Origin of the sequence: Aeromonas sp. Prich7-2, from assembly GCF_017939255.1 — a bacterium.
GTDB lineage: Bacteria > Pseudomonadota > Gammaproteobacteria > Enterobacterales > Aeromonadaceae > Aeromonas > Aeromonas caviae.
In genome coordinates, this window is sequence record NZ_JAGKRI010000096.1 from 1 (window position 1) to 9,917 (window position 9,917).

The window sequence follows — 9,917 nt, forward strand, 5'->3', positions numbered from 1 at the left end:
TGAACAGTGATTCCGGGATGTTGAACACTGTTTCCGGAAAGGAGGGGCAAAGTGTTCAGGTTGAACCGGAATGAGCGTTCACATTGGTCCGGAAATGGTGTTCACGTTGAATCGGAATTGGTGTTCATGATCGGCCGGAATATGCAGCGAGGACTGAATGACTGAGCAATCAAAGGTTCAGGCTTACATAAACAATTTCCGGAGACGGCTGGCACCATTTCTTCGTCCAGGAATTGGCCTAGATTGCAACGTCTATCCCGCAGTTGATGGTGGCGCGGTCTTGGTCTTTCGAATCGGGCCAAACGTCGAAAACGACGACAAGTATCATCCGGCATACCCGTCTCTCGGGCGCGCGCTATCTCAGATTGAACAGCGTGCGTTTGGTGGAAATCTCGACGGCTTCACTTTCGGAGGTACGAACGTAATCCTTGAGCAAGATCGCATCATCTTTATCAAGGAAGGTTCTAGCCAAGAGTGGTCCGATACGGCAGCCGAGAAAGACGTGGCATCAGTGCTTGCTCCCCATAGAAGGGGGCAAAAATGAAGCTCGGGCCAATTGAAGGTACAAAGGAAGAAATTACCGGGTTCTTCCAGGACAACGGCTTGAAGGCCAGCGACTATTTCCAAATACCAGAGGCTCCGATTGGAACGTTATGGCTCGTCGTTCCAGCTTTTTGTGTTGTCGCGTCCCTTGGTGCTCTGACATTGCTGGAGTCTCTGAAGCAAGGCCATCAGACATTCATATTTCTCATCGGCTGCACGGCCATTGTATGGTTGGCAACGGTGGTTCAGCTACGTTTTAAGCACGCATGGGCAACGGGCATTGTAGTCATTGGTGGCTTGCTACTTATGCTCGTGGCGTTGGGTGCTATTTCACCAACCCAAATGCTTAACGAAGTGAAGTCGCTACGAAAATGATGCATAACCCTTCAGTCGAGCGGACCTGCGCAAAAACCGCGCAGGCCGCTCACTTCCACGTTAGGCCATAGCAGAATTCTTTTCGAGGCAATCTTCCACTGACCGAAAGTCGAAGACGGCCTGTGGATATGGTCCTGTTTCGACCCATTGCGACCATTGGAGTTCCGGTTTATTTTACCTGCTTACCGGCGCTGAAGTTATAGGTGAGACTTTTCTAAAGATTCAAGAGTGATTTTATGACTTATTCCCAGCGCGGCCTTTTGGCCGCTGTATTGATAGTCATTGGTTTTTTCTTCTGGCCACTGCTCGTGGTGGGCGGTCTAATTGCCTGGTCGGTCTACAGCGACATTCGAGATGAGCCGGAACGAAAGAGGCAGGAGGCGGAAATCGCCGCCCGCCTCAACGAACCGGTTACCGTTGAAGACATGCGCTTCACTTGCGAGTCTCCTGCGGAAGAAGCATTCTTCGATACCATGGTCTCAGCGTACAAGATGACGACGGGACCAGGTTGCATCGCTGGTAAAGGTGTCAAGTTGCGTACCCAGATCGGGCTTGGCAGACTGCACATCGGACGGGGCTCTGCATGGAGTCAATTCCGGGGAGACTTTCTAGTCGACGAGAAACTCGTGGTCGAAATCGATGGGGAAACCTGGCACGGCAGCCCCGAAGCCAAGGCCAGGGACGCCGCACGCGACGAGGTAATTCGCGCTGAGGGCTACACGGTCTTGCGCATTCCAGCAAACGTTGTTTTTAGCTCGCCTACCGAGACAGTGAGACGGGTCGAGGAGGCTCGCCACCGACTGCGCGCCACAGCTTGATACGGAAAATGAATGCGCGAGGCTGGGCAGGCCGCTGGCATCAATTGCCGGGGGCCTAACAATTCATTCAAGCCGACGCCACTTCGTGGCGCGGCTTAATTCAGGCGTTAGAGGAATGTATGAGCCAGATGGAAATAATGAAATACGCTGAAAAAATGACTAACGCGATTAATTGTCTGCGGAAAGACGGGCATCACATCCCTGCAATTATTCTCATGCACATCACAATTGATCATTTTGCTTGGGCTTCAATATCTACAGAGAAATCAACTCCAAAGGATTTTCAGGATTGGGTTACGAAGTACATGCTGTCTAAAAACCCTACCTGATTACCCATGACCCTCAGCCAGCTTCAAGAGCCGATATGGCATCGGCGGGCTTGCCACGACTGCATGCCCCAATTCAACAAACATACTCTTGAGGTCAAAACGATGATTAAACCGGAAGCAGTATTCAGCAAGATGCCTTGGTAAATGCTTCGCTCCGAGCGTATGGCAACTGCCCCGCAGCGAGTTTTTCACATTTCCTATCATCGTGTTTACCCAGTTGAATGCCGGATGATCCAGCCAGTCCAGGTTGCCCCGGTGACAGTCGGGATATCCGGATCATGGTGTTGGCGCTGATGATCCGGGTTTGGGGATGCTGGCGTTATTGGGTGGAAACGTGATCGGCATGCATGTTATTCGGCGATCGGTATACATGTTATTGCTGTGCCTGCGCTGCGTCTGGGTGAGCGGCATCGAACAGGATGGCGTAGAGCGCACAATCAATGCCGTTAACGGCATCGTGGTGCGGGTAATAGGGCGGTGCGTCTCGGGATCGTTCGAAGTAGTCGCCAAAGCAGCTGAGACAGTCGCGTATCTCGATGGTGGAGCCTTGCAAGGTCTCTTCAAACTGCTTGGCATAACTCCGGTCATCACTAGCCTTGGCGATGGCCTTCTCCAGCAACGTCAGCGCATCTTCGTTGCTGACGGCTGTCAGGCCATGGCGCAGCTTCTCGAGGGTTTCCTCAAGGGAATAGGGATTGGGTAATCGCATGGCGTTTATTCCTTCTTGGCGTGACTAATGGCGTAGCTGGTGGAGCAGTGTGTCAATGGCCTCGATGCAGTCGGCTTGGGTGAGCAAATAACCGTTGGGGAGGTGAGCCACGATGGCGGGCTCAGCCTGCATCTGAACGTTATCTTCAAGCCAGCAGCGCAGCTCGAGGAGGATGTCGAGGGCGGTGAGGTGTGTTTTGTCTGGAGTAAGGCTCATAGCAGACCTCGCTCGGCCAGTGATACGACGCCTTCCGCCCCGACCACCAGATGATCCAGGGTGCGGATATCGACTAACGCCAACGCGCGCTGCAATCTGTGGGTGATGTCGATATCTGCCCGGCTGGGTTCCGGGTATCCCGACGGGTGGTTGTGGACCAGCATCAGCGCGGCGGCATTGTGATGCAAAGCTCGCTTGACCACATCGCGGGGGTAGACGGTTGCAGCGGACAGGGTGCCAAGGAACAGCTCTTCATAGGCCAAGATCCGATGCTGGTTATCAAGGAACAGTGCAGCAAACACTTCGCGATCTCGTGTTTGCAGCAGTCCTTGCAGGGCTTGATGGGCCAAGTGTTTATCGGTAATAGCTTCTCCCTTGGCCAGTTTCTGCCGGGCAACAGCTTGGGCGATGGTGAGCAGGTCATCGTCGGTGACAAGGTCAGTCACCCGGTAGGTGCCGGGGATCTCCCCGGCGGTGAGTTTTTGATGCAACATGATTAGGCTCCATACGCCATCGCCCCACCGCGTTGGAGGCGGCAGGGTCGGCGAGGTGTTTGGTTAATAGGTTACTCAATGGGATGTAACAACAGGATTGGCTGGCGGCGTTCAGGCCGCCAAGGTGTGCGGGGTGTAGTCGTGCAGTGGAATGTGGTAACTGGTCGCGATCAGGTTGCCTAAGTGGGCTAGCCAGCGGCGATCCGGGTGATCGCACAGCCATTGCGCCAGTGCATCGCCCCGTTCGTTTTCATAGCGCAGATAGAGGGCATAACCGTCCACCGCCTGGCCTTGGTCATGCACCACTTCAATCTGACCATCGTGTTCAAGATAAGCCTCCAGCTCGATAGCGATCATGGTATTAATCATCCTTATTCTCCTGTTGCTCAATGGGGTCACTCTCTACCCGATAGCCGCGGTGGATGCAGATGCGCTGCAGGTCAGTCAGGAAGCTTGCAAGCACGCGAGGCTGATCGGTGAGTGAGACTGGCCCTGCTTGGCAACGCCAGAAACAACTGCGCTTGGGGTCAATGCAGATCTCATCCCTCGGCTGGCTCATGGTGTGCCAGTCCTCAGCATTGGTGAGGGAGAGCAGTTGCCACTGCACGCCAGACCAACGGACCTGCAGGGTGACTGTGCGGATGTGTGGACTATCCGGGGTCAGGTGTAGCAGCCAAAGCTGACCACTGCGAGTGGGGGTTAGCTTGGCGCTTGTGGCGACTCGTCCCAGCCATTGGCGTGAGTAGTGGGAGAGCGCTAATTCTTGGCTCATCGTGTCCTCCTAATCCCCTGCGACCGTGATGCTGAAACATTCCAACCGACAGTAGGCAATGAAGTTGCTTTGCCAGATATCGAACAACTCCCGCGCTTCGGCCAGTCGCAGTGGCCCCCAGCCCAACATGATGTGTTCCCCATCGAGGAAGTTGAAATCGAGCTCCTTGCAGAGCTCAGCATCTTGGCCCTGCCCCTGGTAGCTGAAGTCGGTGACGTAATCGAACAGCCAGCCATCGAGCCCACGGATCAGGCGGATCTCGACCGGGTGCACGCCGCCTTGCTCGGCACTGTAGCCGGGGTTGCGAAAGTTGAAGGTCAGTTGGGTTAAGCGTTCGATATTGAGCTCGGTTTTAGCGACTTCCTGGTTGAGCAGAATCAGCAATGCTTGGTCAACGGGCAGGGCAAAGCCGTCCCGGAAAAAGGGAATGGTCATGGAGTTCTCCGAATAAAGGGTTGGGACTAGCGCAGTCGCCAGGGTATTAGCCAGGTTGTCAGCTTGTTCGTCAGCGGTGTGAGTAGTGCGGGGAACGTAGGCACGGTGGTGCGGATCGGCGGCAGGGGCGTTTGTGCAAGCGTGATGGCTAGCAAGACGGTACTCCACGCCTGGTCTACCTGCTCACTGTGGTGCACACCCTGGATACACCAGGTCACGAAGTGCTCGCAGTTGTTGAACTGCAGGTTGTAGGCCCGCTCTCCCAGCCGTTGATGCGCTCGCGCCAGACTTTCGCTGGGGCTGTAGTAACGGTGGCTGTATTCACGCAGGTAACAGTCGCCATTGCCTGTAAATATCTCCAACGATGAGACAATAATCCGCCCTGTCACTGGGCCTTCACTCGAGAAAGGACCGGTATAGTGGATGACTTGGTTATTGCCCGCGTAGAGGCCGTGATGGTCGTAGCCCCATCGGCTTACGACCAGATGGTCACCAGGTTGCATGTCTACTCCTTTTAGAAAACAAAAAGCCCGGTACGAGACCCAATGCTGTTCACTTAAGAGAATTTGAGTTCCAGTCCACGTAGTATCAGGACAAAAAGCGAGGGAGGCATGATGCCTCCCTCTTTCTATTGCAAGCCTCGCTGGATAAAGGCTGGAGGAAGAGCGACTGGACACAGCCTTGTCCCCCCAACTCAAATCTAATTTATGAATAATCAGTCAATAAAGTGCTTATCTGAACAGCATTGCGGTACGAGACCGGGCATAGCGAAGTGGAGTGGGCTCACTCGAAGGTGTAACCGGCATCTCCCCGGTCGGTATGAATAACCACCTCCAATACTCGGCACAGCGGTGTTGACTTGAGGGTGAACCGAGCTTGCTGTCCAAAGTTCATCGCAACAGGGAACACTTGCTTGATGTACTCTGGTTTTAACCGGTCTTTACTGGCGAGACAGGTGCTCCATTTCACACGACCGCTGACACAATCATCACTCGGCACTTCCCGAACCAGCTGACACTGGCCACGGTTGATGGTGATGTCTTTAATCGTGACAGGGTCATTACGAGACACAATCTGCAGTACGCCCTGTTGTGCGCGCAGTTCAAAGTTCAAGGGGGCGGCGGCTGGCTCAGGCTCTGGAGCCGGAAAGGCACAACCAAAGGCCGCGTCCGTAGCGGCAGTTAGCGTCTCTTGTACACCCGCGACCGGCAGCTCAACGGTGCGGCCATCCTGGGTGATGGCTTGCAGCGACTTGGCTGAGCGCAGCGCGGCCCACATGTCATAGAACGCCTTACTGTCATTCCCTGCCACCATGCCGGATAGCGGGGGATAGGTATGGCCATCGATGCGTAGCCAAACGGTTTCAGTCGGTGCTTGGCCTGCTTGGTTGAGTTCGATGCGGCTAAGCTGGCCCATCCGGCACGATAGATAGAGATAGGTCGCGTCATCGACCGTTGCTGAGTACTCCGTTACCCCCTGACCCCAGCCATCGTTCCAGCGGCCATGGTCTCCAAACGCCAGCACGGCGGGCGTTAGCAGCAAGCCCAGTAGAGCTATTATCCATTGATGCATCCCACACTCCTTACACGGCATAGCCGAGGATATTGTTCATAAAGCCCTGAAAGGCGAAAAAGCCAATCAGTGCCCCGATGGCCTGCGGCCCCATAAGCCAAAACACTTTGGCCTTGAAGGTCTCGACTGCGCCGCTGGTCGAGATCCAGTCCGGGTGGGTAAAGCGGCGAAACCACTCCCCGATACACATGCCAACACCGGTAAAAAGCGTGCCGAACACGAAGGTGGCGGTCAGCCCCCAAAATCCAAGCCAGGGAGCTTTGCCGGTCCAGGCGATGTTGATGGTCAGGGCCAGAAAAAGCAGGCCCGCGATAGCAAAGTAACGTTTCATGATGTCTCCTTATGGATAAAAATGACTTTTCATTTCCCGTTGTCATGCGGTGGTTGCACAGCGGGAAATGAGGGTTGTGGAGTATTGGGTGATGGATTTCCTTTCGTTCTGAAATTCCCTGCCAAAGCACCAATGTCAACCTGATCGGTTGATCCTCACCCTTCAGGGTTCTTCATGTCAATGGGTCTATATCCAACCATAGAGGTTGGTTGGAGGACTTATGACAGATATCAACTTTGAGCAGTTAGCCAAGAACGTGGGCAAGGCTATTGGGCGTCAGCGTAACCAGGCCGGGTTTACCCAGGAGCAGGTGGCTGAACACCTCAATATCGGGATGGAGGCCGTCTCTCGAATGGAGCGGGGAATTGTGGTGCCGACCGTGGTGCGGCTGGCGGAGCTCGCTCAACTGTTTGGTTGTGAGCTAGCCGACTTTCTGCGTGAGACCAGTAACCGCCCGACCGAGCAGGGCATTGTGCTGAGCCAGCAATTGGCCCGGCTTGATGATGCCGACCGAACCCTGTTGCTGGAAACAGTGGAGCGGTTGGTAGATCGGTTGGCTCGTCCCCGCTGATCACCCGCCAGTTACTGGAGGAGGGGATGGGGTCCCTTTTCCCAATTTGTTGGTGAGCGGACTCCTTCTTGGTTGCGGCCTCTGTGACGTTTTGGTTGCTTGGCTTTGCGGTGCGTTAAGCGAGGTAGTCGCCACTGCATCAGCGTTACCATTCGCTGTCTCGTCGCTGTTAGCTTCGGGATAGAACTCCTCCAGCAGCATCGGCACCTCTTCATCGATATCCTCAAACTGGCCGTTACGCAGCAACTCGCGCGCGGCCTGCTCCATCTGGTCGATGGCGAGTCCCGCCTCTTGGTCACGCTGGGCGGCCTCGTGTGCCTGTCTGATTGCCTCGGTCAGGTTGGTCTCTTCCCGCAAGGTCAAATCCACGTAGTAGACCGGTGTGCGGTAGGACTGGGTGGTGCTTTTGGCTCGCAACCGCAGGGTGAGCGGCAAATAACGGGTGTGACCACCGCTCACGGCCTCCAGGTATTTCAGTCGAGCCGACAGAGTGCGCACCGAGTTGTAGCCGGTGGTTCGGAAGATAAAGCTGCCCAGCTCATCCCCTTGCCCCTCCACAAACAGGTTCAGTCGCCCGTACAGCTTGCAGCCCTGTTGCCCGGCAAAGGCGCAGCGCTCTGGTCCAGAGCAGCTGACCTCCTCCATGCCTTGTCCCCCCACACGTCTTGCCACCTCCCCATTCCCGACACAGAGCGGCCTGCCGGTTTGTCGGTCAAACGCGCTGTATTCCGCCCGCAGATTCAGGTCGCTATCGTTGAACAGCACCCGCACCGGAATGGCGCGGATCTTGGTCTGCTCCTGTCCTTGGCCACTCTTTTGCGATGAGTAGTGTTGGTGCAGGGGATGGAGCAACCATCCCCCCTTTTGTTGTACCTGGGTGGTGAGGGTGAAGCTGTCGTCCTTCTCCGGCACCCACTTATCCTGTTTTTGCACCAGCTTGCCGATACAGATCCGTCCGATCACGGGCGGAGTAATCGCCAGTCCTTTGATCATGGTGTTTGCCTCAAGGGTTGAATGGTGAAACGGCGCACGCCGGGCACCGGTTTGACGTAACGGGTGAGCAAGTCGGGATGATCCTGCCCGAGCTTTTCGAGATCCGGTGCCAGCCGGTCTTTGCTGCGCTTCCAGGTGATCTTGCCATCGGCAAACAGCCCGGCTGTCGCTTCACCCAAGGTCGCTTGCAGCCGCTGTTTGAGTTGAGACTCTTGTTGCTCGACAGCTTCCTTTTGCTGACGCAAGCGCAGTAGCTCCCCAAACAGCTGGTTGAACTCGGAAGAATCGGAGAGATCCACCGTCTGGCCATCGTCACGGGGGAAGAGCCAGCTCAGAGCATTGGCAGCATCACTGGAGCCGTCAGGTTCAGGCTGCTGATCTTGTTGCACCATCTGCCAGAACTGCGCTTCCCGTTCGGTGAGATCCTGGATCTTCTCCTCATCACGCTCGATGCGGTAAATCCGAAAATCCTGGCCGCCGATCAGCACAGCCACTTCGGCCCAGGCATGGCCGGTGACGGCCAGTTGATGGAGTACCTGACACTGGTAAGCCACCGGCACCCCTTCTTCCCACTGGGGGGCGCTGTGATAGCTGGCGGTCTTGATCTCCAGAATGCCCGGCCCATCGGGGTGGCCCACTACCTCCCGATCGAGGTTGGCGAGCATGAAGGGTTGTTCGGGGTGTTGCAGCACAGCATTGACCCGGCGTACCTTGTAGCCGGTGCGTTTGGCATAGACCTGTGCCAGCACAGGTTCGAGCTCGATGCCCCACAGCACCGCTTCCTTGTGGGAGATATCTTCCGGCTCCTTGCGACCGGTCTTCTCCAACCACAGGCTGAGCGGGCATTTGTAGGGGGAGAGCCCCACTGCCACGGCGGCATCGGAGGAGCCAATGCCGAGTTTGCGGATAGCGAGCCACTGCTCGCGGGTTAATTGGGTAGTGGAGGCCAGCCGCAGGGCTTGGCCGTATTTGGTTTTTGCTTTCATGACTATTCCTTGTTAACGGCATAAACGCCAACGCCCGGATTGGCTTGCGCTAGTCCGGGGGAGGTCGTTATGCGGCTTAGATAGGGAAGAGGAATTACTGCAGCAGGGTAAGAGCTTGATTCAAGGCTTGGGATTTGAGTTGGGCGCCCTGACCAAACCAGGCGGAATCGAGCCGGTGATCCTGGCTGCGGGCACGGCGGTGGTGATCCACGTATTCGGTGACCGCATTGACCAACCCCCAGGCGGTATTGCGGGAGCTGGCAAGCTCTGAGCCCATACCCGCGCCCTGATAGAGCTCATGCAGCCGTTGTACCGGCTTGGTGAGAATGATGCTCTCCTCATCCAGCGGTTGCGCCAGCAGGTCGCTGAAAAAGCGCAGTGCCTCTTCGGGGGCGACGGGCCGTTGTGCCAGCGCCTTAGTCTGTGCCTTGAACTCATCCCAATGAGAGAGTCCGAGCCCAAGCGACTCTTTGACGGCAGCAGCATCGAACTGAGTGGAGTGGGGCACCTTGATGGCACCAGTAGCGCCGCGCAGTGCCATCTGCAGGGTGTTGTTGCAGACTACTCGCAGCGAGGTGAACTGCGCCGTGGTGCAGAGCGTGCCGTCGCAACTGGTCGCCAGCAGCAGATCATGTACAGGATCTTTAGCTACAACCAATTGAAATAGATAGAAAAAAGGCTTCGTTTGTGATCTGATTTAATCGCAAAAAAAAACCGACACGCCCGAAGCCATGACTATTATCAATGCAACCCAGTACCTCAAGCAACTTCTT

Annotated in this window: 16 protein-coding genes and 2 pseudogenes; 5 read left to right on the plus strand and 13 right to left on the minus strand. The window is 55.8% G+C overall.

Annotated elements, in window-relative coordinates; genetic code table 11:
* Positions 1-157 precede the first annotated feature (157 nt).
* From J9892_RS15095 to J9892_RS15110, 4 genes are all read left to right on the plus strand, one after another.
* The gene (locus J9892_RS15095) at positions 158-544 is read left to right on the plus strand and encodes a hypothetical protein (RefSeq protein ID WP_103828957.1); all 387 of its coding nucleotides are present in this window, start codon (positions 158-160) and stop codon (positions 542-544) included.
* Entirely contained in the window at positions 541-918 is a 378-nt protein-coding gene (locus tag J9892_RS15100) for a hypothetical protein (RefSeq protein ID WP_053288704.1), read from the plus strand. Before J9892_RS15095 ends, J9892_RS15100 begins: the two co-directional genes overlap by 4 nt.
* 236 nt (positions 919-1,154) lie before the next feature.
* Positions 1,155-1,736 (plus strand): DUF559 domain-containing protein, encoded by a 582-nt coding sequence (locus J9892_RS15105; RefSeq protein WP_043133634.1) that lies wholly within the window; start codon positions 1,155-1,157, stop codon positions 1,734-1,736.
* 119 nt (positions 1,737-1,855) lie between these two features.
* Positions 1,856-2,065, plus strand: coding sequence for a hypothetical protein (locus J9892_RS15110; RefSeq protein WP_043133631.1), 210 nt, complete (start codon positions 1,856-1,858; stop codon positions 2,063-2,065).
* Here the strand turns inward: J9892_RS15110 and J9892_RS15115 are convergent.
* The 10 genes and pseudogenes from J9892_RS15115 to J9892_RS15160 form a co-directional block, all read right to left on the minus strand.
* Positions 2,066-2,317 (minus strand): annotated as a pseudogene (locus J9892_RS15115) (transposase); the annotation flags it as partial.
* 121 nt (positions 2,318-2,438) lie between these two features.
* Positions 2,439-2,774 carry a hypothetical protein gene (locus J9892_RS15120; RefSeq protein WP_171269275.1) on the minus strand — a complete coding sequence of 112 codons (336 nt, stop codon included), beginning with the start codon at positions 2,772-2,774 and terminating at the stop codon, positions 2,439-2,441.
* A 24-nt stretch (positions 2,775-2,798) separates the two neighbouring features.
* On the minus strand, positions 2,799-2,990 hold the full coding sequence (locus J9892_RS15125; RefSeq protein WP_043133630.1) for a hypothetical protein: 192 nt from the start codon (positions 2,988-2,990) through the stop codon (positions 2,799-2,801).
* Positions 2,987-3,484, minus strand: a complete 498-nt coding sequence (gene radC / locus J9892_RS15130; RefSeq protein WP_043133628.1) for a DNA repair protein RadC — start codon at positions 3,482-3,484, stop codon at positions 2,987-2,989. The genes J9892_RS15125 and radC overlap by 4 nt, the downstream gene beginning before the upstream one ends.
* A 111-nt stretch (positions 3,485-3,595) precedes the next feature.
* Positions 3,596-3,853 (minus strand): hypothetical protein, encoded by a 258-nt coding sequence (locus tag J9892_RS15135; protein WP_103828958.1) that lies wholly within the window; start codon positions 3,851-3,853, stop codon positions 3,596-3,598.
* Positions 3,846-4,256 (minus strand): hypothetical protein, encoded by a 411-nt coding sequence (locus J9892_RS15140; RefSeq protein WP_043133624.1) that lies wholly within the window; start codon positions 4,254-4,256, stop codon positions 3,846-3,848. The genes J9892_RS15135 and J9892_RS15140 overlap by 8 nt, the downstream gene beginning before the upstream one ends.
* 9 nt (positions 4,257-4,265) lie before the next feature.
* On the minus strand, positions 4,266-4,691 hold the full coding sequence (locus tag J9892_RS15145; protein WP_043133637.1) for a DUF2787 domain-containing protein: 426 nt from the start codon (positions 4,689-4,691) through the stop codon (positions 4,266-4,268).
* A 26-nt stretch (positions 4,692-4,717) separates the two neighbouring features.
* Positions 4,718-5,194: a lecithin retinol acyltransferase family protein gene (locus J9892_RS15150; protein WP_050504458.1), complete on the minus strand. Its 477-nt coding sequence runs from the start codon at positions 5,192-5,194 to the stop codon at positions 4,718-4,720.
* Positions 5,195-5,474: 280 nt separating this feature from the next.
* Positions 5,475-6,263: a hypothetical protein gene (locus J9892_RS15155; protein ID WP_053288702.1), complete on the minus strand. Its 789-nt coding sequence runs from the start codon at positions 6,261-6,263 to the stop codon at positions 5,475-5,477.
* A 10-nt stretch (positions 6,264-6,273) separates the two neighbouring features.
* Positions 6,274-6,594 carry a hypothetical protein gene (locus J9892_RS15160; protein WP_043133795.1) on the minus strand — a complete coding sequence of 107 codons (321 nt, stop codon included), beginning with the start codon at positions 6,592-6,594 and terminating at the stop codon, positions 6,274-6,276.
* A 220-nt stretch (positions 6,595-6,814) separates the two neighbouring features.
* Here J9892_RS15160 and J9892_RS15165 point away from each other — a divergent pair, with 220 nt between their 5' ends.
* Positions 6,815-7,165: a helix-turn-helix transcriptional regulator gene (locus J9892_RS15165; protein ID WP_043133797.1), complete on the plus strand. Its 351-nt coding sequence runs from the start codon at positions 6,815-6,817 to the stop codon at positions 7,163-7,165.
* On the opposite strand, the gene J9892_RS15170 is transcribed toward J9892_RS15165, so the two are convergent.
* The 3 genes and pseudogenes from J9892_RS15170 to J9892_RS15180 form a co-directional block, all read right to left on the minus strand.
* On the minus strand, positions 7,166-8,158 hold the full coding sequence (locus J9892_RS15170; RefSeq protein WP_043133799.1) for a hypothetical protein: 993 nt from the start codon (positions 8,156-8,158) through the stop codon (positions 7,166-7,168).
* Positions 8,155-9,144: a lambda-exonuclease family protein gene (locus J9892_RS15175; protein WP_043133800.1), complete on the minus strand. Its 990-nt coding sequence runs from the start codon at positions 9,142-9,144 to the stop codon at positions 8,155-8,157. The genes J9892_RS15170 and J9892_RS15175 overlap by 4 nt, the downstream gene beginning before the upstream one ends.
* A 94-nt stretch (positions 9,145-9,238) precedes the next feature.
* Positions 9,239-9,772: pseudogene (locus tag J9892_RS15180) on the minus strand (DUF932 domain-containing protein); the annotation flags it as partial.
* Between the last annotated feature and the right edge of the window lie 145 nt (positions 9,773-9,917).

What these genes read in the sequence shown, in the direction of transcription:
- J9892_RS15110 (WP_043133631.1), top strand. Translation starts at nt 1,856, where the DNA reads ATGAGCCAGATGGAAATAATGAAATACGCTGAAAAAATGACTAACGCG.
- J9892_RS15165 (WP_043133797.1), top strand. Translation starts at nt 6,815, where the DNA reads ATGACAGATATCAACTTTGAGCAGTTAGCCAAGAACGTGGGCAAGGCT.
- J9892_RS15100 (WP_053288704.1), top strand. Translation starts at nt 541, where the DNA reads ATGAAGCTCGGGCCAATTGAAGGTACAAAGGAAGAAATTACCGGGTTC.
- J9892_RS15125 (WP_043133630.1), bottom strand. Translation starts at nt 2,990, where the DNA reads ATGAGCCTTACTCCAGACAAAACACACCTCACCGCCCTCGACATCCTC.
- J9892_RS15160 (WP_043133795.1), bottom strand. Translation starts at nt 6,594, where the DNA reads ATGAAACGTTACTTTGCTATCGCGGGCCTGCTTTTTCTGGCCCTGACC.
- J9892_RS15150 (WP_050504458.1), bottom strand. Translation starts at nt 5,194, where the DNA reads ATGCAACCTGGTGACCATCTGGTCGTAAGCCGATGGGGCTACGACCAT.
- J9892_RS15175 (WP_043133800.1), bottom strand. Translation starts at nt 9,144, where the DNA reads ATGAAAGCAAAAACCAAATACGGCCAAGCCCTGCGGCTGGCCTCCACT.
- J9892_RS15145 (WP_043133637.1), bottom strand. Translation starts at nt 4,691, where the DNA reads ATGACCATTCCCTTTTTCCGGGACGGCTTTGCCCTGCCCGTTGACCAA.
- J9892_RS15120 (WP_171269275.1), bottom strand. Translation starts at nt 2,774, where the DNA reads ATGCGATTACCCAATCCCTATTCCCTTGAGGAAACCCTCGAGAAGCTG.
- radC (WP_043133628.1), bottom strand. Translation starts at nt 3,484, where the DNA reads ATGTTGCATCAAAAACTCACCGCCGGGGAGATCCCCGGCACCTACCGG.
- J9892_RS15135 (WP_103828958.1), bottom strand. Translation starts at nt 3,853, where the DNA reads ATGATTAATACCATGATCGCTATCGAGCTGGAGGCTTATCTTGAACAC.
- J9892_RS15105 (WP_043133634.1), top strand. Translation starts at nt 1,155, where the DNA reads ATGACTTATTCCCAGCGCGGCCTTTTGGCCGCTGTATTGATAGTCATT.
- J9892_RS15140 (WP_043133624.1), bottom strand. Translation starts at nt 4,256, where the DNA reads ATGAGCCAAGAATTAGCGCTCTCCCACTACTCACGCCAATGGCTGGGA.
- J9892_RS15170 (WP_043133799.1), bottom strand. Translation starts at nt 8,158, where the DNA reads ATGATCAAAGGACTGGCGATTACTCCGCCCGTGATCGGACGGATCTGT.
- J9892_RS15095 (WP_103828957.1), top strand. Translation starts at nt 158, where the DNA reads ATGACTGAGCAATCAAAGGTTCAGGCTTACATAAACAATTTCCGGAGA.
- J9892_RS15155 (WP_053288702.1), bottom strand. Translation starts at nt 6,263, where the DNA reads ATGCATCAATGGATAATAGCTCTACTGGGCTTGCTGCTAACGCCCGCC.